Raw genomic sequence first — 26,794 nt, 5'->3', positions numbered from 1 at the left:
AAGGAATCGAGAATATGAATGATGTCAATACGATGATGTCCCCGAATCTGGGCGGCGCCGGCATGGCGGGCGGCGGCTCGACGGTAGGCGCGGGCGGCGGCCTGTCCAGCCAGAAAGTGGCCGAAGTGCTGGCGAAGATCCTCGAGAAGCAGAACAAGGATTTTGACAACAAGCTGCAACAGGCCGAAGGCACCGACGACAAACAGCAGAACACCGCAATGATGCAGGTCCAGCAGGCGATGGGCTCGGTCAACACGACACAGAGCGTGGCGACGGCTTGTGTGCAGGGTTTGACCGACGCACAAAAGGAAACGGCACGCGCCTCCCACTAACGTTCTTTGATTCCCTTTAACCAGGACGGAGACGCCCGCGCGGCGTCTTCGGGAACCATGCAGATGCAGGACGACACACTTGAACTGCTGATTTCGATCGGCCATTACGCCCGCGTCCATCGACGCTTCGACGAGGCGCGCTATCTGTTTGAGCGGCTCGCGTTGCTGTATCCGCAGCGGGCTTTTCCATACCTCGGGTTGGGCCTGATCGAGCTCGATCGCGCGAACTATCGCAATGCGTCGTTGCTGTTTGGCCGCGCGCTTGACGTCGCACCCGACAGCGCGCTGGCGCGCGCATGGCTCGGCGTGTCCCAGATTTTCGAAGGTCACTACGCGCTCGGCTCGCGAACGCTGATAGCGGTGGCCGACGGCGGCGAACCTGGCGCCAGTTCGATGGCGGCCGCTTTCATGAACCTGCCTGAATGCGCTGTCCACGCTCGCGCGGCGCGCGCCGCGCAGGCCGCACGCGCTACGGCTCCCATTTCAACCATTGATCGACTGTCTATTCGAGGCGGGCATTGATATGTTGCAACTTCCAGTCACACCCATTGCGCCGCAAGCCGACGCGCTGTCCCCTGTGTCTCGTGGCACCGGCCTGCCCACTGACGGAGCAGCCGACGAAGGTTCGCTGATCGAGCGCCTGCTCACGCGCGCCCAGGACGCGCAGGACGCATCCACGCAGCAACTGTCGCAGCACCTCGACCAACTCGACTCCGGCCGCATCTCGACTTCCGACCTGCTGCGTCTTCAGGCCGACATGGGTTCCTTCGCGGTGCGGGTGCAGATGACAGTGCGCGTCGCCGACGAGGCCGGCCGTGCAATCCAGACGTTGTCGCAGCGAAGCTGATGCGCCGCGCCTTAATGTTGTTGCCGGTCCTGCTCCTCCTCGCCGGCTGCAAGACCTCGCTTTTTGAAGGCCTGGACGAGGACCAGGCGAACCGTATCGTCGCTGCGCTGAGCCATCACGGTATCAACGGCTACAAAGAGCGCAACGCGGACCGGACATGGAACATCTCGGTCGACGACGCCGACGCCGTGGTCGCCACGGAGTTGGCCAGCGCGTATGCGTTGCCGCGCGGTGGCCATGCGAATCTCGGTGAACTATTCAGCCGCCAGGGGTTGATTTCGAGCCCCGAGGAAGATCGCGTGCGCTACGTGTACGGACTTTCGCAGGAGCTGTCCGAAACGCTGGAGAAGATGGACGGCGTGCTGCTTGCACGCGTGCATATCGTGCTGCCGGAAAAAGATCCGATGGATCCCGCGCAGGACGCGCCGCCGTCGGCGTCCGTGATGATGCGTTATCGCAGCGACTACAACCTGGAACCGATGCGCGACCGGATTCGCGCACTGGTGGCGGGCAGTGTCGAAGGGCTGACACCCGAGCGCGTGTCGTTGACGCTGATCGCGGTGACGCCGGTATTGACCTTTCCAGGCAGTTGCGTGGACGGCGCGGATGTCGGCAGCGCCGCGGGTGCGGTCGCTGCAACGTCCTGTGGGCGTGACGGCGGCGCCGTGCCCTCGCGTGCCACGGCGATGCTAAGCGCGCTGGCGCTGCTCGTGCTGCTGGTGTCCGGTTTCACGTTGTTGTGGCGCTCGGAGATGCGCACCTGGTTCAAATGGAAACCGCGCAATGGCACGGGAGCAGAACCGGGCCATCCCGGGCGGGCCGCGCCGAAAGCGGCGCCCGACGCATCGGATACGGACACCGCGAAGGCTGCCGTCAGTGCAGCGCAATCCGCGACTCACATGGGAGGCGACGCATGAAACACGCGTACACCTGCGCCCCTGCTCATTGGGCGCATCACAGCTGGCTCGAATCCCGGCAGCCGGTTCGTAGCGAGCGCGCCGCGCGTGCCGCCCATGCGTTTCTATTCGGCCAGCATCCGCAACTGGTACAGGTGGCGCTCGCCGACGTGCCTGTCGTGCTGCCGCTCTGGCCGCGTCCCGCGTGCGCGCGCCTGTGCCGTATCGTCGCCGCGCTTGCATTTGCCCCTTCGTTGCGCCGCGTGGTCGCCACGCAGGCTCGGGCGGCGTTCGCGGCTGGTGTCGCGCCGCAACTGCTGGCTGCGATCCAACGGCATCCGCGCGCCGATCTCGTCGACCTGAAAGTCGAGCCGGCGCCGTCGCTGTTCAGCCGGCGCGAGATGACCGCGCTCGGGCTGGTGCTGGCCACGCATGCCACCGCGGACTCACGCTACGCATTCTGGTGGAGCCTGCGGCTGCCGCGCGAGATATCCGAAGTCGCGGCGCGTTATCGGGTGCAGGGGCTGTCGGCGGGCGCCGCGCGCGAACTGATTGCCGATGCGCGACGTTTGATGGAGGGGCAGTCATGTTGATCTGTCGAATGGGCGAATGGAGGATCGAATCCGATGGGCATTTGAGCGCGCTCGAACTCGCCTCGCTCGAAGGCTTGCGGGCCGCCGAAGCGCAGCGCGCGGCCGAGACAGCGCGGGAGCGCAGCCGCCTCGGGATGCAGGCGCGCGAACTGAAGCGCCGCGCATGGCGTCACGGTCATTCGGCCGGAACTGCAGCGGCGCTGCGCAAGGAAGTAGGGCGAGCAGCGGCGACGGCGTTTGCGGCACACCGTCTGGAGGACCGGCTCGCGCAGATCGTGCTCGGCGCGGTGAGCGACATTGTCGGTCAACTGCCGCCGTCAGCCGCGTTGACCAACCAGTTGCGCCGTGCGGTCGCCGTGTCGCAGTCGCAGCGACTCATTTCCGTGCGTGTCGCGCCGGCAGCGTTCGAGGACGCGACGCGGCTGATTGCCACGATCGAGCAGGAACTCGGCACGCCGTTATGCACGGTACTGAGCGATGCGGGATTGCCCGTTCATTCGTGCGTCATCGAAACCGAGACCGGCGTGGTCGACGGCGGTCTGAAAGTGCAGTTGAGGGCGCTGGAGCGCGGCATCCGCGATGGCGTGGCTGCAGTGCTGCGCGCTTACGACTTCGCCGACGGCTCGGGACGCACTGCCCTCGACGGGATCGAGCACGGCGTGCGGGATGCGCTGGCCGCCCTCGCCGGACCGGCTTCGCCCCCGCTTCCACGGCCCCCGGCACCCAAGCTCGTGCGAGTCGTTCGCCGTCCGTTCGTGCGGGAGGCCGCATGAATCTTTGGTCCGACATGGAGTGCCTGCTGCCGGCGGACGCCGAGCGCCACAACCTGGCGATTCGTCACTTTGGGCGACCGCGGGAAGTGCTCGTCGGCGCGCGCCGCTTCACGCTGCAGTTCGAGCCGTGCCGGGCGCGCTACCCGCTGCGGCTCTCCGGCACGGCGGCACAAGCGCCCTTCAGCGCGGCATGCGATGCCGGAGCGCTTCTGCCCGAATTGACGCCGTCGGTGATCGCCGCGCGCGGCGACAGCACCCTCGTGCATGTCGGCGACGCGTTGAACGACTGGCTGTGCGCGCTCGAGGGGCTATTCGGCTTCACGATCGATGTCACCGCGGTCGGCTTCGACACCGTCCCGCAGCCGGGCGCATACGGGCTCGCCGTGACGCACGTGGCGAGCGGGCGCGCTGCCCACTTTTCGTTTTGCAGCCCGGCGGTCGATGCGTGGCTGCGTTTGAGGCTACCGCCGCCGGCGCTCAGCGAAACCCTGCTGCGACGCCTCTACGTGCGTATGCCGATTTGCATGGCCGGTCCGTCGATGTCGTTGCCGCGCTTGCGCAAGATCGCGGTTGGCGACGCGCTGCTGATCGACCGTTATTCGTGTTTCCTGCGCGTGCCGCTGCGGTTGGGCGCGTGCCGGATCTTGTTGAAGTTCACTGAGGAGCACACCTTGATAGACCATGTCCTGAATGATGAAACCACACCGGTCGAAGTGACCAGCGAACTGCTGCCGATCGACTCCCTGACGTTCGCGTTCGACGCGGTGCTCGGCACGCTGTCGCTTTCGGTTGCCGAACTGGCCCATTTGCGCGAAGGATCGATCGTCGCATTCCGGCTGCCCGCGCGTGAGCGTTCCGTCACGCTCTTATGTCAGGGCATTCCGTTTGCTCGTGGCGAGCTGATCGATATCGACGGTGCGTTGGGCGTGCGCGTGACCCGGCTGACTCAAGGAGATCTACCGGCATGAACCCCCAACTCGACCAGCTGCAGGTCATCAGCGTGTTCTTCATGCTCGGCCTGTTGCCACTTGCGGTCGTGATGACGACCTCGTTCACGAAGTTCAGCATTGTGCTGACGCTGTTGCGTTCGGCGCTCGGCGTGCAGCAGGCGCCGAGCAACCTGGTGATCTCGGGGATCGCGCTCGCGGCGACGCTGGTCGTGATGTCGCCGACTATCGGGAAGATCGAATCCGCATTGCCCGCCGGCGAGAACGGCGAGGTCGCGCTCCCACGTCCCGTCGAACTGCTGCGGGCGGTGCGCGATCCGCTCGGCGAATTCATGCTGGCGCATTCGCGGCCTGATGAACGGAAGTTCCTCGTCGGTGCCGCGAAGCGGATCGATCCCGAGCGCGACGCCCGGGAAACCGATCTCCAGTTGCTGATTCCCGCGTTTCTGATCAGCGAAATATCGAGTGGATTCGAGGCCGGCTTTCTGCTCTATATCGCGTTTCTGGTGGTGGATCTGGTCGTCGCCAACGTGCTGAGCGCGATGGGCATGATGATGCTGTCGCCGAGCACGGTGTCGATTCCACTGAAGCTTTTTATTTTCGTGTCCGTGTCGGGTATCTCGAAGCTGATGCACGGCCTTATCGTCAGCTATGCAAAATGAACAGTTCTCCCTCTCTCGCCACGTTGTCCAGCGACGCGCTCATGCTCGTTTTCTGGCTGTCACTCCCTGCGCTTGCCATCGCGACAGTCGTCGGCTTGCTGCTCGGACTATTGCAGTCGGTGACGCAGATTCAGGATCAGAGCCTGCCTTACGGCGCAAAGATCATCTGCGTCGGTGCTGTGCTGATGAGCACCGCACCTTGGGCGAGCCGCGAACTCGCGCGCTTTTTGGCCCATGTGTTCACCTTCATCGCCGCGGGGCGTCTGCACTGAGCATGAATTACATCGGCTATCTCGAGGGTTTCGCCTTCTGTGCGATCAGACCCGCCGTGGCGCTGTTTCTGATTCCGTTCGGACAAAGCGGCTCGCTCGGCATCCTGCTGCGTCTGCCGATGCTGCTTGCGCTTGCCATGTTGCCGCAGCAGAACGGCTGGCCCGCGCAGCTGCTGCCGGCAATCTGTGTCGAGGCGGCGACCGGTACGGCGCTCGGCCTTTTGCTCGGCACGATCTTCCATGCGGCAGCCGCCGCTGGCGCGGTGCTCGATCAGCAGGGCGGATACGCGAGCGCGGCCATCTACGATCCGCATTTCCAGCAGGACGCGGCGTTGTTCGAAACGTTGTTTTCACAGTTTGCCGCGCTGACGCTTTTCACGGGCCCCGGCTTGCCGCTCCTGTTCGGCTTTTTTACCGATGCATGGGTGCTGTGGCCGCCGGGCCGTTGGCGCGGCGATCTCGCCGACGTGTTCAGACAAATCGCGCTGCGCGACCTTGCCGGTTCGCTGACCGAAGGCGTGCGGCTTGCGAGTCCGTTGCTCGGCCTCGTGTTGCTGGTCGATGTCGCCTTCGGGCTGATGTCGCGACACGCAAAGCGGCTCAATCCGTTTTCCACCGCGCGCACGGTCAAGGCGATGATCCTGTCGTTTGCCGCGATGCTCAGCGTGCCGCCGCTGTTCGTGCAGTTGCGCGTTGCTTTCGACCACATCATCCATCTGCAATGAGCAACAAGACCGAAGCTCCGACCCCCAAGCGGATCCGCCGCGCGCGCAAGGACGGCGAGATCGCGAAAAGCACGCATCTGACGGTGGCGTTCAGCGGACTTTGCTGGTGGCTGTACCTGTTCATCGAAGCCCCGCATCTGTATGCGCTCAGCACGAAGCTGATCCAGCATGTAGCAACGCTAGACGCACCGCGCCCATTCGAGGAGCGGCTCGCATCGACATTCGCGATGCTCACCGCCTTCGTCACGCCGGTGCTGACGGCGCTTGGCGTAGGCGCGCTCGCGGTGCTCGTGCCGGAGCTGATGCAGACACGCGGACTGCTCGCGTGGAAACGCGTGGCGCTCGATGTAAAGCGTCTGAATCCGGTCAGCGGCTTCGCACGGATGTTCAGCCTGCGTCTGGTGTGGGACACGGTGCTCGCGCTGGCGCAGTTCGCGATTCTGCTGTTCCTGTTCGTGCAGGCGCTCGTCGCATGGTTGCGGCAACTGGCGCCCATCTGGGCTTTCTCGTTGCCGGTTCATCTCGGCTATACGGCGATATCGCACTCGCATTTGCTGGCCTGGATGGCCGCGTCGCAGATCGTGCCCGCCGCCGCCGACTATTTCATCCAGCGCTTTCTGTGGCTGCGCGGCATGCGCATGGACAAGAGCGAAATCAAACGGGAATTCCGCGACGACGAAGGGGACCCCGGCGTGAAGAGCCGTCGCCGCGCGCTGCATCGGGAGCTAGGTAAATAACATGTCGAATCGTTCCATTCTCAGCCGCTACGACCTGTCCGCGCTCTTTGCGCGACACGCCGACCTCGCCGTCGGCCTTGGCCTGCTCGCCGTGCTCGCACTGCTCATCGTGCCGGTGCCGCCATTCGTGCTCGATCTGTTTATTTGCGTGAGTTTTGCCGCGAGTCTGACGATGCTGACCACGACGTTGTATGTCGCAAAGCCCGCGGACCTCGCGAGCTTTCCGTCGCTGCTGCTAATGACGACGCTGCTGCGTCTCGCGTTGGCGATCGCCTCGACCAAGATGATCCTGCTGCACGCGCACGCCGGTCAGATCATCGGCGCATTCGGCGAAATGGTGGTGGGCGGCAACGTCGCGGTCGGGCTGGTGGTGTTCATCGTGCTCGCGGCGATCCAGTTCATCGTGGTCGCGAAAGGCGCGGACCGGGTCGCCGAGGTGGCCGCGCGCTTCACGCTGGATGGCATTCCGGGCCGCCAGATGAGTATCGACGCCGACATGCGCAACGGCGTCATCACCGCCGCCCAGGCGAGCCAGCGACGCACGGCGCTCGAACGCGATACCTACTTCTACGGCTCGCTCGACGGTGCGATGAAGTTCGTCAAGGGCGACGCGGTGGCGGGCATTGTCGTCGCGCTGGTGAATATCGTCGGCGGTCTGGCGGTCGGCATTGCCCAGCGCGGCATGTCATTCGGCGACGCGCTGCACGCATACACGATTCTCACCGTCGGCGACGGCCTGGTGTCGCAGATTCCGTCGCTGATCGTCTCGGTGGCGGCGGGCATTCTCGTGACCCGCGTGGGCTCGGCCGATCACAAGGACGCGCATCTGGGCGGCGACATCTACCGGCAATTGGCGGTGCATCCCAAGGCGATTGGGATGGCCGGCGTCGCGTGTCTGTCGTTGGCGGTAATCCCCGGTTTCCCGCACATCCAGTTTCTGGTTGCTGGCGGCCTGCTGCTGGCACTGGCAGTCACGTTGACGCGCAACGCCGCGGTGGCGACGAATTCGCAGCGCGCGCTGATGCCGGGAATGACGCGCGACGGCGGCAACTATGTGCCGCGCATTCTCGACGACGTCGAGTTGGGCACGAGCGCGACGTTACGGCTGCGCCTGGGCCTGAAGGCCTTCGACGCACTGCGGCCGGAAGCGCTGAACCGGCAGCTGGGCCGCTTGCGCCGCAACCTGATGGTCGAACTGGGCGTGCCCTTCCCGGGTCTCGCGTTGCTGCGCGACTCGCGGCTTGCGCCTGAGCGCTACATCGTCGATATCGAGGATGTGCCGTTCGCGAGCGGCACACTGGTTGCCGAACACACGCTGCTGAGCGGCGACGAAAGCCGCATTCCATTCGACGGCGTCGTGGGCTACCGGCCGCGCGCCGCAAAATCGGTCTGGGTGCCGGCCGCGACCGCGGCGTCGATCAAGGACCCGGAGATCCGCAAAGCGAGCGTCGACGAAGCGCTATGCGATCACCTCGCCGAAATCTGCGAGCGCTCGGCGCCCGAATTTCTCGGCACACAGGAGACCCGCTTCCTGCTCGATCAATTGGCGATCGAATTCCGCGAGCTGGTGGCTCAGGCAGGGCAGGCGCTGAGCATCGTGCAACTCGCCGGCGTGCTGCGGCAACTGTTGCGGCAGCGTGTGCCGATTCGCAACCTGCGCGCGATTCTCGAAGCCGTGGTGCGCGTGCCGGCGGCCGAACGCACGATCGACCGGATGGTGCGCGAAGCGCGCATCCAGCTCGGTCGTCAAATCGCGCGAGCCCACGCCGACCTCGCGACATGGACGATCGTCGCGGCCGTGCTGGATCCCGCGTGGGAGGTCAGTCTCGAAGCGCAGATCCGCAGCGGCGTCGACGGGGAGCCGCAGTGCGTGCTGTCCGCCGAAGAACTGACCCGCGCGCAGCGGATCCTGACGCAGGACCTGGCCGGGATCGGCCTGGTCGTCACGAATGCCGTATTGCGTCCGCACCTTGCGCGGTTGTTGCGCGACTTCGGCCGGCCCATCGAGGTGCTGGCGATCGAAGAGATTCCGCTCGACATCTACCGTATCCAGACTGTCGCGACGCTCGGCGCGGCATGAAGGGGGAAGTCATGCGATCGTCTGGAAATAGCGGCCTCAAGTTTATGTCCGCGCCGACCTTGCGCGGCAGGGTGGTGGAAGCGCGCGGCGTGATCGCGCGGGTGGTGGGCGTGTCGTTGCGAATCGGCGAGAAAGTGCGGCTGGTGCGCCCGGATACGCTCGAAGCTCAGTATGGCGAAGTAGTCGGGTTTGCGCACGACGGCGCACTGGTCATGCCGCTCGCCGGTCTGGACGGCCTGTCGGATATCACCGAAGTGCAAGGCTGCGGCGCCGCGTGGGGCCGGTTCGACGCGGCAGGGCTGCTCGGGCGGGTGGTCGATGGGCTCGGCAACCCGCTCGATGGCGGTCCCGTACCACAGCCGCTCGCGAACGATGCGGCAGCGCAGGCCGACGCCCGGATGACGCTGAATCCGCTCGAACGGCCGGTCATCGCCACGCCGTTCGCCACCGGGGTCCGCGCGATCGACGGCCTGCTGACCTGCGGCATCGGTCAGCGCACCGGCATCTTCGCGCCGGCGGGCGGCGGCAAGAGCACGATCATGGGCATGATCGCGAACGGCGCATCGACCGATGCGGTCGTGGTCGCATTGATCGGCGAGCGCGGCCGCGAGGTGGCCGAGTTCATTCACGATCATCTCGAGCAACGGCGCGCGTCGGCGATCGTGGTCGTCGCGACGTCCGACCGGCCGGCCGCCGAGCGGATCAAGGCGGCGGAACTCGCAGCGCAGGTTGCCGCGGGGTTGCGCGCCACGGGACGCAATGTCCTGCTGCTGTTCGATTCGCTGACGCGCTATGCGCGCGCTTTGCGCGAGCTCGGGCTGGCGGTCGGCGAGCCGCCGTTGCGCGGCGGTTTTCCGCCCAGCGTGTTTGCCCGGTTGCCAAAGCTGATCGAATCGGCCGGCGTGACGGGGCAGGGCAGCATCACGGCGTTCTACACCGTGTTGGCCGACGAAGCCGATCTGTCCGATCCTGTGGCTGAAGAAGCACGCTCTCTGCTCGACGGGCATATCCAGCTCTCGTCGAAACTGGGCGCGGCGGGACATTATCCGGCAATCGATATCTTGCATAGCCGCAGCCGGTTGATGACGCGCGTCGCGGACGCCGCGCAACGCGCGGACGCCGACCGCGTGCGCGAGTGGCTCGCGCGTTATGAGGAGGTCGAACTGTTATTGCAGATCGGCGAATACCAGCGGGGCAGCGATCCGAGTACGGAGATGGCTATCGAAAGGCGTGCCGCGATCCAGCGGTTTTTGCGCCAGCCCTATGACAACCGCTGCGCATGGCCGGACATGCGTATGCAGTTGCGCGCGCTGTGTGACGGCGGTCAGCGCGCATGATGCATAGCGCTGCCCGGTTAGCGGAATTCTGGCGCGTGCTCGCGCGCGTACGCGGTCTGCGGGTTCAGCGCCGGCTGCACGCAATGGTGGATGCCCGGCGTCGCGAGCGGCGCGCGTCGGCGGAAGTCGCAGCGTGTGTCTCGGCGCTTGAACAGCATGCCGACGAGCGGCTGCGCGTGCTGACATTTTGCCGGCGCGACCAGACATCGGGCCGGCAGTGGCATGCGACACTGCGCGCGCACGACGAGCGTATTCCCGTGCTGCGCCAGCAATTGGCCGAGGCCGAGAGGGCTTACGCGGCGGCGTGCGATGAGGCCGCCCAGGCGCTGCTGAACTGGCGGCGCGAGACGATGCGGCAGGACGAGGCGAACGCGCGGGCTCGCGAAAGCCTGATCCGCCTGCGCGACTCCCGATAGTGCCGCGCGGCATTTTCGATGCGGCGCGCAGCGGCGAGTGGAAGCGATAAAGCCGGACGGCCCTAAGGCCGACCGGCTTGCTTTGCGTCATGCGCCGCGCGCCGCGCGCCGATCTGAAGCGTGACGGCAGGCGGGCATCGCGTTTCGCGCACCGGACTACGCCGGTGCGCTGTTGCAGGCCGCCGCGTTGTTATGCGGCCTTCTTGAAGTCGTTCGCAGTCGGCTGCTGGCCGGTTGTCGGATCGATCCAGCCGCTACCGTCCCGTTTGGCCTGGATCGTGTAGCCATCCGGCGTGGCGGCGTCGAGCGCACGGCCGTCGTAGCTCTTCTGCACCGTGAGGCCCGCGCTGTCCTGCTCGCTCAGACCCTTCACCTGGTACGCCTGATTGCCGCGCGTGATGGTCAGATCGTCCGCAAACGACACGCTCGGGTTGTTCTTCGCCGCTTGCGTGCCGACCGTAATTTTCGTGTTGTCCGGCAGCATGAACGTCATCGGACCGTTGAACATATCCGATGTCTTGTTCGCGGTGTTGGCGTGCTGGTCGATATGCGGATCGCCCCAGACCTTTGTTGTATCGCCGGTTTTTGTGTTGGTCACGACCATCGACGAATCGGCTTTGTTGAGGTCGAGTTTGTAGTCGCCGAGATTGATGCTCGACTGGTTGTTGGAGACATCGGTGTTGGTCCACTGCGACTGGTCTGTCCTGCCTGAATCGTTGCCGCCGTGGTGGCGGCCGGAATCGTGATCACAGTCGCTGCGTTCGTCATAGCGGACGCTGTGCTCTTCATAGTGGCTGCTGCGATCGTCATCGCGGCTGCGGTGTGCGAACTGTGGGCGGCCGGCATCGCCGTAATTTTCCTGGGTTCCCTGGGCGAAGTACGTGCTGCTCTGGCCGTTCGCCGTGTTATGGCTTTCGACGGAGAACGAGCTCTTCGAGTAGTTGCCCGCCATGTCTGACATCTGCGCGGACGGGTTGTGAGCGCCGTTGAAGCCTGCGCCGTTGAAGCCGCCGCCGTTGAAGCCTGCGCCGTTGGAGCCGCCGCCATGGAAGCTCGGGCCGTTGAAGCGGCCGCCGTTGAAGCCCGGGCCATTGAAGCCTTCGCGATTAAAGCCAGCGTCATGCGGCATATGCGGCCGTGCACTGTCGCCAAAATTTGCGCTGATGTTGCCTTCGAGCGAGAGATGATGGTTGTTCATTTGCATTTCTGCATGCATGTCGATACTCCTGTAGTACAAAAAAGTCGGCTTGAATCGAACAGCCGGAACCGCGTCGCCGACGGTATGGGTTGGCTCCGCTTATTAAATGTTAGAGAGATTCAAACGTCATTCGACATACTTATTTATATCGTGACTGGAAATTGTTTAATGATCCTGATCGTTGTTCTCTGCCGGGGCGGCTGCGAGTTTAAATAATATATATATGGCCCGTGAGTGGAATGGATGCGATCAAATAGCCACGCCCCTCCCCCCTGCTGAGAGAGGTTCGGCAAAGCCGATTGTTCAACTAATTGAGGATAGGAAAATGGAAGTTCAGCAAGTTAGTACCCCCGATGACGTGTCGGCCGATGCATCGGCGGGACAGGGCGACGTGCAAGCCGCTGCGCCGGCTGCAGAGCCGGCGACTTACGATACGTCTTCGGACGACAGTGGAGGCTCGAGCACACCCCCCACCCTCCAGTCCGCGTCGGACGATGCTACGCAGGTTCCGCCCGCCGACAGTGGAAACTCGAACACAGCTGGCCTCGCCCAGCCCGCGTCGGCGGATGATTGGCAGGGCGTGCCCGCCGACAGTTGGAAACCCGTGAACCAGCAGCAGGCTGCCATCAATGATCCCAACCAGAAACCTCAAGCCGATGGTAGTACCCTGAATGTCGCAAGCACGTTCAAGTTGGATCCCAACGGCAACCCGTACTTTGTCGGGAGCACGCCGGTCGCGCCTCCCGCACACGACACCAGCAACGACACAACAGCATGGGGTGCCGCGCGGAACGGTTTTGTTGACGGCATGACGAAGCCGGGACAATTCTTCGGCAAGGTCGCGGATATGGCAAATAACGATAACTCGCACAGCGGCGAAAACACCGGCAAAAAGGTCGACGACGTCCTGAAACAAGTCCCCATCGTCGGCGATGGTTATAAAATCGGCGGACTGATAACGGGCCAAAAAAACGACGACGGCACCATCCCGACGCCATTTCCGAGCGTCAAGCCGGACATGGAGGGAGGCGGCAAGGCGCCGGTAGGCGAGCCCAAGGGCAAGCCGTCCGAGGGTGGGAAAGGGGCAGGCGGTGAGCCGGAAGGCCCGGCGCCGAAAACCAATGAACAGGACAAAGCGCCACCCGCCAACGAAGCCGTCAAGAATGAGCCGTCCACGAAGGACACGCATTTCAATGTTCCGGATTCTTATGCGTTCCAGCCATCCGGCAGCCTCGGAGCCGATCCGGTCGCTCCGGGTATCCTCAGGGACGACAACGGCGTGCCCTATATCAGTTCAGGCAATAAGCTCTACCGGGCCACGTTCGACAACGACAATGGCACTTGGCGCGTGATGGGCGACGATCCGACGAAGTTTCAATATCCCGTCAAACTCGACGAGAACGGCAACTGGCAGTCGCATGGCGATACCGGCCTGAAGGGCGGTGCACCGGGGGACGACGGCGCGAAGGGTGGGGCACAGGGGGCAGGCGACAATCGGGACCGGCTGAACAACGCTTTGCAGCCGTCCCCGACACTCAACCAGCCGGGTTCGTATCCGAGTACGGTCGAATCGGTTAATAATCTGCTGAAGCATTACGGCATCAACCTGTCGAATCAGTCCGCCGAAAACATCATGGACAACATCAAGAAGGTGAACGCCGGCGAAAAGACGCATGCGGGAGCCTCCGCGGGTGAAGCATGGCAATTCCTGCGTGATGCGAACGACACCAGCCTTCCGATGAAAGACCGCGCTGCCGCCGCGCTGGGTGCAGTGGTCAACAGTATTGCCGGACCGGCTTATATGGCGCAGATGGATATCGGTAACTATCACTTCGGTAAGGATCAGACGGCCGATCTCCGCAATGCAATGCATTTGTACACGCAATTCGATCCCCACGCCTAACCCGCGTTAGCTGTGCGGGCGGCGCCGGCTACGAAGCCGGCGCTGCCCTTATACCGCGAATCGGATACAGACCGAGCTGAACTGGATGCCTCAGGCAACCGGGCACGAGGACATCGATCATCTTCATCGACGAACCTCGTGGTTCCGTTCAGTTCAGACGCGTGATGTGCCCGCATTAGGATCGCCGTGCGTTGGCGGCGGCGGCAAGTTGGGGTCTTGCGCGGGCGGCGCCTTCAGCGTTGGATTCCGGGTGGTCTGCAATTGCCTGATGACCACCGGTACGCCCTGCGGATAGACCAGTTCCTGCTCGCCTGTCTGGATGTTCTTCGCGTACATGGGCCCGGTGATCGGCACTTCGGTCAGGCGTATGCCATATCGGGTAGTTCCCGCTGCATCGTTCGGCGTAGCGGTGGCGATTTCATCGACCCTGAATACCGTATTCGGCTTGATGAGCCATTCGCGTTCTCCATCGGCCAGCGTCGTGATGTTCGTGATGAATGGCTTCGCCGACTGTGTCTGGATGTCGTAGATGGCGACTGGATGTGCGGCGGCGCCCGCCCACTCCGTGTCCGCCAGGTTGGCATTTGCGTACCAGTTTTGACTCGACACGGACATAAAAGCCGGCGAATTGGTCACGTAGTCGCCCGGCGCAAACTTGCTCGCGTAGTTCGGGTCGACATTGGCGTAGCGCAGCAGACGGTTTTGCCCAGCCAGTGTTGGCAAACGGTCGAGGCCCTGCCGCAATGTGAGCGCATTCCTGGATGTGTCGGCTTCATAGTCACGGCTGTATAGCTGCTTGTTCAGGTCGTAATTGATACCCTGGTAGGAGCCGTCGGTCGAATAGCCGTCGCTATCGTCTCCAACATCCACATGAGTCCAGTCCCGGATGGCCCGTCGTTGTTCAGCGGGCAGGTTGTTGAACACGGTCCTGTATCGGTCGACGAAAGCGGGGTCGTCTATCCGGCTGTCCGCGTCAGAAGTCCATTGGACCGGGTCCAGCGTTTGTTGCATGGCGGCCGAAGGCGGCGCGCCGGTCGAGCTGGACACCTGGTATCTGTCCGCGAATGGCTTCGCCATCGAAGATTCGGAAGATGACGAGCTGCCGTTATCCATGCCCCCCGGCAGGCCAACATCGTTGTGCTCCTGCCAGTGGCCGTCCCTACCCATCCTGACGGGGTATTGTGGCTTCGTCGGGTCGTTGGGTTGGAAAACGCGCCAGGTTCGGTTGTCCTTGTCCCATCTGACCGGGTAGGTTTGTTTGCCTGAATGGACGAACGCCTGGTTCTTTCCGTCTCTGAATATGCCCACACTGTGCGGATCGGGTGTGAGGCCGCCGTCTGGCTTGGTGGCATAGGACTCTGGCACATTGGAGTGCGGGGTCCCGCTGGCAGGATTGGGCGGCTCGATCTCGGGAGCACCTTCGCCGCCGCCACCGAAATCCTTGACATCCTTGCCCACATGCTGACCGGTTTTGCCAGCCGCTATGGTCGCGTCATCAGCAAGCTGTTCCTCCTGGATGATCTTGCTGATCGGCTTGCTAATATTCCCCGCCTCGCCTAGTTCAGATCCCGTAGCCAAACCAGCCAAAGCGGAGCCCCACGCGATACCGTTCTTCTCGTTGTCGGTAAGCACGGAATTCTTGTCGAGAAGACTGGCCAACGGCGCCAACGGCGTCATGCCCAACGCAAAGCGGACGGCGCCTTCCATAACCCTGTTGACGATGTGCTCAGCCCTTGCTTGTGGCGTGATCGAATAGTTCTTGTATGTATTGTCCTTGAGCAAACCATCATACTGGTCACCAAGATCCCTCACATAGTCGGGGCCGGGAGCGGGCAAATTGTCCGGGATATGCAGATAACTCTTGCCGGCGTCGACACCATACTCATTCAGCTTGGTACCAGCGGCACCCTCCCACCCCTTGATCTTCTCGCGCAGCGCCTCATCCTTGCCGAGACGTTCGGTAAAGTCAAGAATCCGGCGGTCTGCGCTGTCGTCTCTGCCGCTACCGGGACTCGTCGTGTGCAACTCCCGCGCGATGACCACGACGCGTTTGCCCGGATCGTCCGTGACCCCTTCCGCCTCGCGGATGATGCGGTCGACGTCCGTGTGCGCCGCGTCCCATTTGGATTGTTCGTCCGCCGTATTTTTATCGACCGCTGCACCGATCCGATCCTGCAGGCTGGCTCTGGTTTGAAGGGCGTTCTGGTATACCGTCTGGCGTTCGGCAGGGGTCTTTGCCTTCAGATAATCCTCGCGCAGTTTCGACAATTCCTTCAACTGCTGCTGGTCCGCGCTATCCAGATATCCTTCGCCGCGAGGTGCGGTGAACGCCGCAAGCGTCGCCTCGCGGGGATCGCTGCCGACACGATTGGAAGCGTCGCGCGCCGAATCTTCGATAACGGTAAGTCTTTTGCTCAACTCAGCATGTCGTGCGGGATCCGCTGTCGTGGCCCATTCACCTGAAAGCGCACCGACGGCGCCGGCATAGAACTCACGCTCGCCGGACGGAAGCGGCACGACCAGTCTTTGCAGGTCCGAGATCCTTCCGTTGAAATCCTTCGTATCCTGCGGGTATCCCGTCTCCTGCAAATCTCGCAAGTGATCGATCTTGTCGCCAATGGCATTGTCCCGCGAAGTGAAATTCGCGAAATTGCCCTGTGCGCCCGGTTCCTGAAGAGTGTTCCCAGGCGTCCCGGCAGGCGGGGAGGGGGGCGATGTCGTGTCTCGACGAACCCGTGTGTTGGCAACTGGCGGCGAGCTTGCAGGCTCCGGTTGAGGGTCAGTGCCGGGCGAGTCGACTCGTAACGCCGACGCTTCGTCAAACGAAGGGGAGCCCGTAGCCCCCCGCTGAGAGTCGGTGGTCCATGCGTTGACGCCAGAGGCCGGAGTTTTGGCAGCGGGCGGCGATCCGGTACTCGCCGGCTGAGACTCGGCGGCCGATGCGTCATCCACCGAGGGCGGCGTCTGAGCAACCGCCGACGATCCGGTATCCGCAGTCTGAGGCGACTGGCTGGTGTCATATATCGGCGGTTGCCGAGCGCTGGGTTTTACCGTTCCATCAGAATCGCCTGCCTCGTCGGGGACCGGGTTGATCTGTTGGGTTCCAACCGTTTCGACTGCCATTGAAATGCTCCTTGATTACAGCTCAAGCATTGGATGCGCTTCACCTCGACGGTGTTGCGTGACGAACTACGATTTCATTACAGCACCCATGAAGCGCGGAACGGCGATACATAGTCTTACGGCTCCCATTCAGATCAATTCAAAAAATCGACATGCCATTTAATAAGCAGAGCCAACTCCATATCGTTGGCGACACGGTGGCGGCTGTTCGGGTCCGCGGCTCGACGCTCGCAAAGCGCTACCGAAGCACATGGAAACACCCTGGGTGTAACCCTGGTTGCTGATCGAGGAAGACGATGCTTGTACTTCTGCTGCTATATGCAGCCCATGACACAGCCGGATCGCACCGGTTAATATCGACTATTGGAGGCGCTGTGCGCATACAGCATCGCAACTGCCGTACGGCTGCCCGTAAGTAGTGGGTAAGTTGCAGCCTTTATCTTTATCGAAAGCTGGCCCTCGATCATTCGTATGATGCAGTGCCGCATGGGCGATCATGTTGCCGACGAATGGAAGGCCAATGCCGCGACTTTCGGCGCGCCCGTGCGATCAGACATGCCACGGCGCGCCGGCACAGGTTTTACGTTTCATCTTCACCAAGGGGTTGTCGATGTCTGCGATTGAATCGGTTCTTCACGAACGCCGTGTTTTCCCGCCCTCCGCTGAAGCAGTGGCAGGCGCCGCGATTTCCGGCATGGACGCGTACCGGGCGCTGGCCGCCGAGGCGGAACGCGATTACGAAGGTTTCTGGGGGCGCCTCGCTCGCGAGACGCTGAACTGGAACACGCCCTTCACCAAGGTGCTCGACGAATCGAAAGCGCCCTTCTACACGTGGTTCGAAGACGGCCAGATCAACGCGTCGTATAACAGCATCGATCGTCACGTGGAAGCCGGCAACGGCGAGCGCGTCGCGATCATCTTCGAAGCCGACGACGGCACCGTCACCAACGTCACCTATCAGGATCTGCTGCAACGTGTATCGCGCTTTGCGAACGCGCTGAAGAAGCGCGGCGTTAAGAAGGGCGACCGCGTGGTGATCTATATGCCGATGTCGATCGAAGGCATCGTCGCGATGCAGGCTTGCGCACGGATCGGCGCCACGCATTCGGTGGTGTTCGGCGGCTTCTCGTCGAAGTCGCTCAACGAACGGCTGGTGGACGTGGGCGCGGTCGCGCTCGTCACCTCCGACGAGCAGATGCGCGGCGGTAAGGCACTGCCGCTGAAGAACATCGCCGACGAAGCGCTCGCCATGGGCGGCTGCGAAGCAGTCACGAGCGTGATCGTGTACCAGCGCACCGGCGGCAAGGTCGCATGGAACGAAGGCCGCGATCTGTGGATGCACGAGCTCACGCAGGCCGAATCGGATCAATGTGCGCCCGAGTGGGTCGGCGCCGAGCATCCTTTGTTCATTCTGTACACGTCGGGTTCGACCGGCAAGCCGAAGGGCGTGCAACACAGCACCGGCGGCTATCTGCTGTGGGCCGCGCAGACCCTGAAGTGGACCTTCGACTGGAAGCCCAGCGACGTGTTCTGGTGTACCGCCGACATCGGCTGGATCACCGGTCACAGCTACATCACCTATGGCCCGTTGACGCTCGGCGGCACGCAGGTCGTGTTCGAAGGCGTGCCCACGTATCCGAACGCCGGCCGCTTCTGGGACATGATCGCCAGACACAAGGTCTCGCTGTTCTACACGGCGCCGACCGCGATCCGCTCGCTGATCAAGGCTGCCGACGCCGACGAGAAGGTCCATCCGAAGAGCTACGACCTGTCGACGCTGCGCATTATCGGCACGGTCGGCGAGCCGATCAATCCGGAAGCGTGGGTCTGGTATTACGAGAACGTGGGCGGCAGCCGTTGCCCGATCGTCGATACGTGGTGGCAAACCGAAACCGGCGGTCACATGATCACGCCGCTGCCGGGCGCCACGCCGCTCGTGCCGGGTTCGTGCACGTTGCCGCTGCCGGGCATCATGGCCGCGGTCGTCGACGAAACCGGCCAGGACGTGCCGAACGGGCAGGGCGGTATTCTCGTCGTGAAGCGTCCGTGGCCGTCCATGTTGCGTAACGTGTGGGGCGATCCGGACCGCTACAAGAAGAGCTACTTTCCCGAAGAACTCGGCGGCAAGCTGTATCTCGCCGGCGACGGCGCCGTGCGCGACAAGGACACCGGCTACTTCACGATCATGGGCCGCATCGACGACGTGCTCAACGTGTCGGGTCACCGGCTCGGCACAATGGAGATCGAGTCGGCGCTGGTGTCGAACCCGCTCGTCGCTGAAGCCGCTGTGGTGGGGCGCCCCGATGCGACGACCGGCGAAGCCGTATGCGCTTTCGTCGTGCTGAAGCGCGCGCGTCCGGAAGGCGAGGAAGCGGTGAAGCTCGCCAACGAACTGCGCAACTGGGTCGGCAAGGAGATCGGTCCGATCGCCAAGCCGAAGGACATCCGCTTCGGCGAGAACCTGCCGAAGACGCGTTCGGGCAAGATCATGCGCCGCCTGCTGCGCTCGCTGGCCAAAGGCGAGGAAATCACGCAGGATGTGTCCACGCTGGAGAACCCGGCGATTCTCGATCAACTCGGCGAGTCGCTCTGAGCTTGGGTTTAACTGTCTGAACGTCAAGGGCGTGTCGAACACACGCTCTTGATCCAACGCAGATCGCTCCCACTGAAGCCACGTTGTTGAAGCCACCGCGCGGACAATCCCGATTGCCTGCCCGGTGGCTTTTTGATACATAGGCGCATGGCCGCGCCGCACCACTCCTCTCACGCTACGCTCAATCCGCCGCCCGAACCGCCCGCGGTCTCGGCAGCGATGGCGCGCGCGCATCAAAAGTACTGGCGCTTCAACCTCGCGTTGATTGCGACGTTGATGACCTTGGGCTTCCTCGTCTCGTTCGTCCTGCCGCTGATGGCGCCGGCCTTGGCGCAGGTGCGGGTCGGCGGCTTCCGGTTGCCGTTCTACTTCGGTGCGCAGGGCGCGATCCTGATCTATCTGGCGCTCATCTTCGTGTACATCGTGCTCATGCAGCGTGCTGATCGTCGGCTGCAGCGCGCTTTCGAAGCGGACGCCGACGCCGACGCCGACGCCAGCGCCGACGCGCTCGCCACGCACGGGAACTGAGCCGATGAAGCTCACGAACCGGCTGATCCGTTCCTACGCCCTTTACACGCTCGGCTTCCTGCTTTTCATCTACGTGATGTGGCGCATCGAGCGCACGACCGGTCCCGGTGTGTGGATCGGCTATGTGTTCCTGTTCGTGCCGATCGCGGTGTATGCGGTGATCGGCCTGCTGTCGCGCACTTCCGATCTCGTCGAATATTATGTGGCGGGGCGGCGCGTGCCGTCCGCCTTCAACGGCATGGCGACGGCCGCCGACTGGCTTTCGGCGGCCTCGTTCATCGGCCTCGCCGGCTCGATCTATGCGACCGGATATGACGGCCTCGCGTATCTGATGGGCTGGACCGGCGGCTATTGCCTCGTCGCGTTCCTGCTCGCGCCGTATGTGCGCAAGCTCGCGCGCTACACGATTCCCGATTTTCTCGGCACGCGCTTTTCGAGCAACGCCGTGCGTGGCCTCGCGGCGCTGGCAGCGATTCTGTGCTCGTTCGTTTATCTGGTCGCGCAGATCCAGGGCGTCGGCCTGATCGCGACGCGCTTTATCGGCGTGGATTTCGCCGTCGGCATCTTCTGCGGTCTGGCGGGCATTCTGGTGTGCTCGTTTCTCGGCGGCATGCGTGCCGTGACGTGGACGCAGGTCGCGCAGTACATCATCCTGATCGCGGCGATTCTGATCCCCGTGTCGATGATCGCTCACAAGGATGGCCTCGGCTGGGTGCCGCAATTCAACTACGGCCGCTTGATGGAGCGTGTCGAACGCCTCGAGAAGCAGGTGCGTGAGGCGCCGCTCGAGCAGACCGTGCGCGACGATTATCGACGCCGTGCCGCGTTGATGCAGGTGCGGCTCGACACGTTGCCGCAATCGTTCGTCGACGAGAAACTGCGTCTCACGCAGGAAGTCGCCGACCTGCGCCGCCATAACGGCCCGCTGCGCGAGATCAAGGAGCGCGAGCGGGCGCTCGAACAGTTTCCGCGCGACGCCGCCGCCGCGCAGATCGTCTGGGCCCAGCGACGCGACGAAATGCTGATGCGCGCCGCCGCACCGGTGCCGATGCATGAGCCGTTCCCCGCCGCGAGCGATGAAGACCGGCGCACCCACGAACGCAATTTTCTTTCGCTGCTGCTGTGCCTGTCGCTCGGCACGGCGAGCCTGCCGCATATTCTGACGCGCTATAACACGACCACCTCGGTGGCCTCGGCGCGACGCTCCGTCGGATGGACGCTCTTTTTCGTCGCGCTGTTCTATCTGACGGTGCCCGTGTTGGCGGTGCTGATCAAGTACGAGATCTTGACCAACCTGGTCGGCCATCACTTCTCGGACTTGCCGCAGTGGCTCATGCAATGGCGCAAGGTCGAGCCGAGCCTGATCAGCCTCGCCGATACGAACGGCGACGGCATCGTGCGCTGGAGCGAGATTCAGATGCAGCCCGACATGGTCGTGCTCGCCGCGCCGGAGATCGCGGGGCTATCGTACGTGATGTCGGGGCTGATCGCGGCGGGCGCGCTGGCGGCGGCGCTTTCTACCGCGGACGGTTTGCTGCTCACCATCGCCAATGCCTTGTCGCACGATGTGTACTACCACATGGTCGATCCGAACGCATCGAGCCAGCGGCGCGTGACGATCTCGAAGATTCTGTTGCTGGGGGTGGCGCTGTTTGCGTCGTATGTGGCGTCGCTGAATACGGGGAACATTCTGTTTCTGGTGGGCGCGGCGTTTTCGCTGGCGGCGTCGAGCCTGTTTCCGGTGCTGGTGCTGGGCGTGTTCTGGAAGCGCACCACACGGCTCGGTGCGGTGGCGGGCATGGTGGCGGGGCTGGTGGTGTGCATCTACTACATCGTCTCCACGTACCCATTCTTTACGCAGATGACGGGCTTCGCCGGCGCGCGGTGGTTCGGGATCGAGCCGATCAGCTCAGGCGTATTCGGCGTGCCGGCAGGGTTTCTGGTGGCAATCGGCGTGAGTCTGATCGACCGGAAACCGGATGCTTATACGCGGGCGCTGGTGGACTACATCCGGCATCCTTAGGTCCGTTTGCGCGTGGGTCTGGCGCAGGGCGCGAAGTTTGCTATAATTCGGCTCCCCGCCGGAGAGATGGATGAGCGGTTTAAGTCGCACGCCTGGAAAGCGTGTATAGGTTAATAGCCTATCGGGGGTTCGAATCCCCCTCTCTCCGCCAGGAACGAAAAATAAGCCGTTGAATCTGCAAGGATTCAACGGCTTTGTGTTTTCTTGCTAGACTCTCGCGGAGACCACCGTGGAGCTCGCGCAATGGATCGCAAAGTCAAGCTGCTGTCTGGACTGGATCTGTCCACCGCAATCGGTGCGGAAATCGGCGCACTTTGCCGACCGGTCGTGACACGCGCGGATGGCAAGGTCTATTACGTCGACCACGCCACCACAGAAGCTCTGCGCGAAAAGTACAAACACGATCCGAATGTCGATATCGACGCGCTCGTCGACGTCGATGCCGTCTGGGGCAAGCAATCGCTCTTCGAAGCGCTAGGCGGTCGATCCGTCGACTACGTGATTGCATCCCATGTGGTCGAGCATGTGCCGGATCTCGTCGGCTGGTTTGCCGAGATTGGCGCAATACTCAAACCCGCTGGTCAACTGCGTCTCGCGGTGCCCGACAAGCGCTTTACTTTCGATCTGATGCGGGAAGAGTCGCGCATCAGCGACGTGCTGAGCGCTTATGCCGTGCGGGCGCGCATTCCTCAGCCGCAGGCAATCATCGACCATGTCGTGAACGTTCGTTACGACGTGAATGCAGGGGCGATCTGGGCTGGCCTCCCGTCGGGTGGACGGGCGGCGCATACATTCGCGGACGGCCTTGCCGCTGCTCAGGATGCTTTTGCCAATGGCAATTATCACGACGTGCACGTCTGGGTGTTCACGCCAAGCACATTTGCGAGGATTTGCCGGCTGCTCGTCGAAAACGGATTTCTGAGCATGTCGTGCGCGAATTTCTTCGACACCGCAAGAAACGAAATCGAGTTTCAGGTTCACATGCAGCAATGCGCGGACGTCGAAGTCGCTTCCGCCAGTTGGGCACGCATGGAAGCGGCAGCCGCACCGTTGCCGCCGCCGCCGGAGCCTCTCGCACCGGTGCTTCAGGTTCGCGCCGTGCCTTCGCGGCTGCATCGTGCGGTGCGGCGCGTGGCACGTCTGCTGTCGTAGTGCTACGCCTGGAACCGGCGCTTGAGCTTCGTCCGCGCGGCGCTTGCCCGTCCACCTCTGTTTCGACTCGGTCACGGCTGGTTCTGATTATTACGGCCGCGAGCATTCTGTAATCTGTAAAATGCGCGGATGGAGACGCACAGCATCCGAGACACAAGTTCTTTGCGCTACGTGACCGGCCTCGACGGGCTTCGAGCCATTTCGATGATGCTGGTCGTCCTGTTTCATTACACGAGCTATTTTTCCAGCCGCCTCTCGGAGTTGGGTGGCGCATGGTCCGGCCTCGTGCATATTGCGTCGACCGGCTGGATAGGCGTGGACGTGTTTTTCGTGATCTCGGGCTATCTCATCACCACAACGCTATTGAAGCGGCCCGTCAATTCAGTCGCGTCATATTCGACATTCATTCGGCGCCGTGCCATCCGGTTGCTGCCGGCCTACGTCGCGAGCCTGCTGATAGTCACGCTTGTCGCGCTGTTCATCGATCCGCATAGCAAAGTGTTGAGAAACGAGTATCTGCTATGGACATTCACGGCCAGCCTGCAGTCGCTGCTGGGCGACCGGGTCGCGCTTGCCGATCAACATTTCACCATGGCGCATTTCTGGACGCTGGCCGTGGAATGGCATTTCTATATCGTCTTCCCGATTCTCGTTGCCCGTTTCCATTCGTACTTTCGCCCGGCCGTGGCGCTCTTGCTGGTGGCGATATCGTTCAGATTGATTTGCCATTTTGCCGGGATTTCCGACAACGGCATCTATAGCTTCACGCTGTGCCGGATCGACTCGATTGCGGTAGGTTGTCTGCTCGCACTGGTGCCTTCCCACCTTCATTCCAGGCAGTCTGCAGCGGCAGGCGTGCTCGGCGCGGCGATTTTCATGGCGATCTGGATTGCGTTGGCATGTTCGGATGTCCCGTTCAAGACTCTGGCGTGGCTTCAGACGTTCGGATATACGCTGCTAGCTGTGTCCGTCGCGATGATGATTTACCGGGTCATTCATTCCTCTGCGCACTCGGTGATCGTGCGCGCACTGGAATTCAGGCCGCTTGCTTCAATAGGACGCGCAAGCTATAGCCTGTACATCTGGCACGTGCCTTTTTATCCGACCATCGTGCTGGTGGCGCAACGCAACTTCACGGACATCAGGCTTGCGTATCTGGTCGCGGTACTGGCCGGCGTCGCGATGACGGCGGTGCTCGGCAGCCTCTCTTATCTGCTCGTGGAATCCCGATTTACCCGCGCACGTCCAGCGGTACTTGCCTGAGGTGGCGAGCCGCGCTGTCGATGCCGGCGAGGTGTGCCGCTCGAGACAGTAAAGCAAAACAGATCATCTTGCTCTAAACTAGCGGCCGCCCAAGCCCGCCCAGTCAAGAGCACGAACCCCATGCCGCCAGCGCCCGCCGACCCGTCCGGATCCCCATCCGTTAGTTTGCCGAAACACCCCGCATTTCAACGTTTCTGGTGCACTCGCATCCTCTCGTCGCTGTCGTTCCAGATGCTCGCCGTGGCAATGGGCTGGCACATCTACGCGCTCACGCATAGCGCCTTCGCACTCGGTCTGGTCGGCCTCGCGCAATTTCTGCCGATGTTCGTGCTGACACTCGTCGTCGGCCAGGTCGCCGACCGTTACGATCGCCGCCGCATCGCGGCTATCTGCCAAAGCCTCGAAAGCGTCGCTGCATTGCTATTTGCTTTCGGTACCTTCGGCGGCTGGATCAGCGCACCGGTCATCTATATGCTGGCTGCCTGTGTCGGCGCGGCGCGCGCCTTCGAATCGCCCGCGGTGGCTTCGCTGTTGCCGGGCGTCGTGCCGCGCGGGCAGTTGCCCAAAGCGACGGCATGGGCCACGTCCGCGAATCAGACCGCGCAGATCGCGGGCCCGGCGCTCGGCGGTCTGCTTTACGGCATCGGCCCCGGCGCGGCCTATCTCGCCTGCACGCTGTCGTTCGCGGCCGCCGCCACGGCCGTGTGGAGCATCCCGCTACAGACGAAGCCGGCGAGCCGCGCGCCCGTCACGCTTGAATCGGTGTTCTCGGGCATTGCCTTCATTCGCAAGGAGCCGGTGATCCTCGGCGCGCTGTCGCTCGATCTGTTCGCCGTGCTATTCGGCGGCACGACCGCGCTGTTGCCGGTCTTCGCGCGCGATATCCTGCACACGGGTCCGCTCGGTCTCGGGCTGCTGCGCTCGGGCACCGCCATCGGCGCGCTCGCGGGCACCATCTGGCTCGCGCATTTCCCATTGCGCAACCGGCCCGGCGCGGCGATGTTCGGCGGCGTGATCGCGTTCGGCGCGGCCACGGTCGTGTTCGGTCTGTCGCATCAATTTCTTGTGTCGCTCGTCGCGCTCATGGTGCTCGGCGCTTCGGACACCATCAGCGTGGTCGTGCGTCTGTCGCTCGTGCAACTGCGTACGCCGCATGAAATGCTGGGACGCGTCAGTGCGGTCAATTCTCTTTTCATCGGGACCTCGAATCAATTAGGCGAATTCGAATCCGGCGTGACGGCAGGGTGGTGGGGCGCGCAACCGGCCGTGCTGGTGGGCGGCATGGCGACCATCGCGGTCGCCCTGCTATGGATGCGTTTCTTCCCGGACCTCAGGCGCACGCGCTCGCTGGAGCGTGAAGACGAACTGGCGCCGAGCCATTGATCGACGCAAGACTTTGCTTCAGGCCCGCGCGGCGCTCACACGCAGCGCGCTCCATCGCACCGTCGCGAGAATCGATGCCGCGACGATCAATGCGCCGCCGACCCACGCGGTCAGCGAAATCCGTTCACCCAACCAGATGCAGGCGAACCATGCCCCGAAGGCCGGTTCGCTGCCCATCAACAGGGAGACGCGCGTCGGGCTGCTACGTTTGATCGCGAAGTTCTGTGCGAAGAAAGCGAACAGGGTGCAAGCGATCACCAGATAGCCGACATAGCCCCAGAACGCCGCGTGTCCCGCAATCGACGGCACGGGCTGCCATTGCTGCGGCGCGAACAGCCAGGCGGCCGCGGCGCTGCCGAATGCCACCACGCCCGACTGAACCGCTGTCACCGACAGCGGCGGCAGGGCCGAATCGCGCATCACGCGTTTGGTCACGCACACGGTCAACGCGCGCAACAGGGCTGCAAGCAGAATCAGCGCGTCGCCGGGATTGAGGCTCAGTGCGCCGTCGCCGGCGAGCAGCCACGCGCCCAGCAGCGAAAGCGCCACCGCCAGCCATTCGGCGCGGCTCGGCCTGCGTTTGAGCAGCAACCATTCGACGAGCGGCGTCAACACCACGCATAAGCTGATCAGAAACGCGGCGTTGGCCGCGCGCGTCATCAGGATGCCGAAGGTTTCGCACAGGAAGATGCCGAGAAGCAGCGCGCCGGCGATCAGCACACCGCGCAGCGTGCGAGCGTCGGCGGCGAGCAGATGGCGCAGCGCAGGCGACAGGATCACGAAAGTGATGCCGAAGCGCAGCGCGAGCAAACCCAGCACCGGATAAAAGACCAGCGCGATTTTGACCACGCCGTAGCTGGTACCCCAGACGGCGGCGACAGCCAGCAGCATCAGATCGGACAACATGAGCAGGCGTTCCTGTTTCGACATGGACGGACCTCGGACTGATAAGCGGATATAAGCCGATATTGTCGAACTTTGCGTTTGACGTGATAATCGGGTCTCGGTGCA

24 protein-coding genes and 1 tRNA gene are annotated in these 26,794 nt (G+C 63.1%); 22 read left to right on the top strand and 3 right to left on the bottom strand.

What is annotated here, in order from left to right:
* The first annotated feature begins 14 nt into the window (after nt 1-14).
* From RI103_RS12870 to RI103_RS12805, 14 genes are all read left to right on the top strand, one after another.
* Entirely contained in the window at nt 15-332 is a 318-nt protein-coding gene (locus RI103_RS12870) for a hypothetical protein (RefSeq protein ID WP_310812383.1), read from the top strand.
* A 63-nt stretch (nt 333-395) separates the two neighbouring features.
* A complete protein-coding gene (locus tag RI103_RS12865; protein WP_310812382.1) occupies nt 396-854 on the top strand; it encodes a hypothetical protein in 459 nt (152 codons plus the stop codon).
* Nucleotide 855: 1 nt separating this feature from the next.
* Nucleotides 856-1,179: an acyl carrier protein gene (locus tag RI103_RS12860; RefSeq protein WP_310812381.1), complete on the top strand. Its 324-nt coding sequence runs from the start codon at nt 856-858 to the stop codon at nt 1,177-1,179.
* Nucleotides 1,179-2,096, top strand: coding sequence for a type III secretion system inner membrane ring lipoprotein SctJ (sctJ, locus tag RI103_RS12855; protein WP_310812380.1), 918 nt, complete (start codon nt 1,179-1,181; stop codon nt 2,094-2,096). Before RI103_RS12860 ends, sctJ begins: the two co-directional genes overlap by 1 nt.
* Nucleotides 2,093-2,668, top strand: coding sequence for a hypothetical protein (locus RI103_RS12850; RefSeq protein ID WP_310812379.1), 576 nt, complete (start codon nt 2,093-2,095; stop codon nt 2,666-2,668). Before sctJ ends, RI103_RS12850 begins: the two co-directional genes overlap by 4 nt.
* Nucleotides 2,662-3,441, top strand: coding sequence for a FliH/SctL family protein (locus tag RI103_RS12845; protein WP_310812378.1), 780 nt, complete (start codon nt 2,662-2,664; stop codon nt 3,439-3,441). The genes RI103_RS12850 and RI103_RS12845 overlap by 7 nt, the downstream gene beginning before the upstream one ends.
* Nucleotides 3,438-4,409 carry a FliM/FliN family flagellar motor switch protein gene (locus RI103_RS12840; protein WP_310812377.1) on the top strand — a complete coding sequence of 324 codons (972 nt, stop codon included), beginning with the start codon at nt 3,438-3,440 and terminating at the stop codon, nt 4,407-4,409. The genes RI103_RS12845 and RI103_RS12840 overlap by 4 nt, the downstream gene beginning before the upstream one ends.
* The gene (gene sctR / locus RI103_RS12835; protein ID WP_310812376.1) at nt 4,406-5,050 is read left to right on the top strand and encodes a type III secretion system export apparatus subunit SctR; all 645 of its coding nucleotides are present in this window, start codon (nt 4,406-4,408) and stop codon (nt 5,048-5,050) included. The genes RI103_RS12840 and sctR overlap by 4 nt, the downstream gene beginning before the upstream one ends.
* Nucleotides 5,047-5,322: a type III secretion system export apparatus subunit SctS gene (gene sctS / locus RI103_RS12830; protein WP_310812375.1), complete on the top strand. Its 276-nt coding sequence runs from the start codon at nt 5,047-5,049 to the stop codon at nt 5,320-5,322. The genes sctR and sctS overlap by 4 nt, the downstream gene beginning before the upstream one ends.
* Nucleotides 5,323-5,324: 2 nt before the next feature.
* A complete protein-coding gene (locus RI103_RS12825) occupies nt 5,325-6,047 on the top strand; it encodes a flagellar biosynthetic protein FliR (protein ID WP_310812374.1) in 723 nt (240 codons plus the stop codon).
* Nucleotides 6,044-6,784: an EscU/YscU/HrcU family type III secretion system export apparatus switch protein gene (locus RI103_RS12820; RefSeq protein ID WP_310812373.1), complete on the top strand. Its 741-nt coding sequence runs from the start codon at nt 6,044-6,046 to the stop codon at nt 6,782-6,784. Before RI103_RS12825 ends, RI103_RS12820 begins: the two co-directional genes overlap by 4 nt.
* A gap of 1 nt (nt 6,785) precedes the next feature.
* Entirely contained in the window at nt 6,786-8,864 is a 2,079-nt protein-coding gene (locus tag RI103_RS12815) for a flagellar biosynthesis protein FlhA (RefSeq protein ID WP_310812372.1), read from the top strand.
* Between the two features lie 11 nt (nt 8,865-8,875).
* Entirely contained in the window at nt 8,876-10,201 is a 1,326-nt protein-coding gene (locus RI103_RS12810; RefSeq protein WP_310812371.1) for a FliI/YscN family ATPase, read from the top strand.
* Nucleotides 10,202-10,236: 35 nt separating this feature from the next.
* On the top strand, nt 10,237-10,617 hold the full coding sequence (locus RI103_RS12805; RefSeq protein WP_310812370.1) for a hypothetical protein: 381 nt from the start codon (nt 10,237-10,239) through the stop codon (nt 10,615-10,617).
* Nucleotides 10,618-10,807: 190 nt separating this feature from the next.
* On the opposite strand, the gene RI103_RS12800 is transcribed toward RI103_RS12805, so the two are convergent.
* Nucleotides 10,808-11,833, bottom strand: coding sequence for a DUF1521 domain-containing protein (locus RI103_RS12800; RefSeq protein ID WP_310812369.1), 1,026 nt, complete (start codon nt 11,831-11,833; stop codon nt 10,808-10,810).
* Nucleotides 11,834-12,140: 307 nt separating this feature from the next.
* Between RI103_RS12800 and RI103_RS12795 the strand changes: the two genes are divergently transcribed.
* Nucleotides 12,141-13,718: a hypothetical protein gene (locus RI103_RS12795; RefSeq protein WP_310812368.1), complete on the top strand. Its 1,578-nt coding sequence runs from the start codon at nt 12,141-12,143 to the stop codon at nt 13,716-13,718.
* A 153-nt stretch (nt 13,719-13,871) separates the two neighbouring features.
* Here the strand turns inward: RI103_RS12795 and RI103_RS12790 are convergent, their stop codons facing one another.
* The gene (locus RI103_RS12790; RefSeq protein ID WP_310812367.1) at nt 13,872-16,841 is read right to left on the bottom strand and encodes a hypothetical protein; all 2,970 of its coding nucleotides are present in this window, start codon (nt 16,839-16,841) and stop codon (nt 13,872-13,874) included.
* A gap of 610 nt (nt 16,842-17,451) precedes the next feature.
* Between RI103_RS12790 and acs the strand changes: the two genes are divergently transcribed.
* From acs to RI103_RS12755, 7 genes are all read left to right on the top strand, one after another.
* Nucleotides 17,452-19,434 carry an acetate--CoA ligase gene (acs, locus tag RI103_RS12785; RefSeq protein ID WP_310812366.1) on the top strand — a complete coding sequence of 661 codons (1,983 nt, stop codon included), beginning with the start codon at nt 17,452-17,454 and terminating at the stop codon, nt 19,432-19,434.
* A 147-nt stretch (nt 19,435-19,581) separates the two neighbouring features.
* Nucleotides 19,582-19,962, top strand: coding sequence for a DUF4212 domain-containing protein (locus tag RI103_RS12780; RefSeq protein WP_310812365.1), 381 nt, complete (start codon nt 19,582-19,584; stop codon nt 19,960-19,962).
* A 4-nt stretch (nt 19,963-19,966) separates the two neighbouring features.
* A complete protein-coding gene (locus tag RI103_RS12775; RefSeq protein ID WP_310812364.1) occupies nt 19,967-21,985 on the top strand; it encodes a sodium:solute symporter family protein in 2,019 nt (672 codons plus the stop codon).
* A gap of 60 nt (nt 21,986-22,045) precedes the next feature.
* A tRNA-Ser gene (locus tag RI103_RS12770) sits at nt 22,046-22,136 on the top strand.
* Nucleotides 22,137-22,228: 92 nt separating this feature from the next.
* The gene (locus RI103_RS12765) at nt 22,229-23,137 is read left to right on the top strand and encodes a methyltransferase domain-containing protein (RefSeq protein WP_310812363.1); all 909 of its coding nucleotides are present in this window, start codon (nt 22,229-22,231) and stop codon (nt 23,135-23,137) included.
* A gap of 204 nt (nt 23,138-23,341) precedes the next feature.
* Complete coding sequence (locus RI103_RS12760; RefSeq protein WP_310812362.1) at nt 23,342-24,400, top strand: acyltransferase; 1,059 nt, start codon at nt 23,342-23,344, stop codon at nt 24,398-24,400.
* Nucleotides 24,401-24,520: 120 nt separating this feature from the next.
* A complete protein-coding gene (locus RI103_RS12755; RefSeq protein ID WP_310812361.1) occupies nt 24,521-25,783 on the top strand; it encodes an MFS transporter in 1,263 nt (420 codons plus the stop codon).
* Nucleotides 25,784-25,801: 18 nt separating this feature from the next.
* Here RI103_RS12755 and RI103_RS12750 read toward each other — a convergent pair whose 3' ends face one another.
* On the bottom strand, nt 25,802-26,713 hold the full coding sequence (locus RI103_RS12750) for an EamA family transporter (RefSeq protein WP_310812360.1): 912 nt from the start codon (nt 26,711-26,713) through the stop codon (nt 25,802-25,804).
* Nucleotides 26,714-26,794 lie beyond the last annotated feature (81 nt).

The organism is Paraburkholderia sp. FT54, assembly GCF_031585635.1.
Lineage (GTDB): Bacteria > Pseudomonadota > Gammaproteobacteria > Burkholderiales > Burkholderiaceae > Paraburkholderia.
Note: the sequence above shows the minus strand (reverse complement) of the source record. Positions and strands in the feature narration are given on the sequence as shown.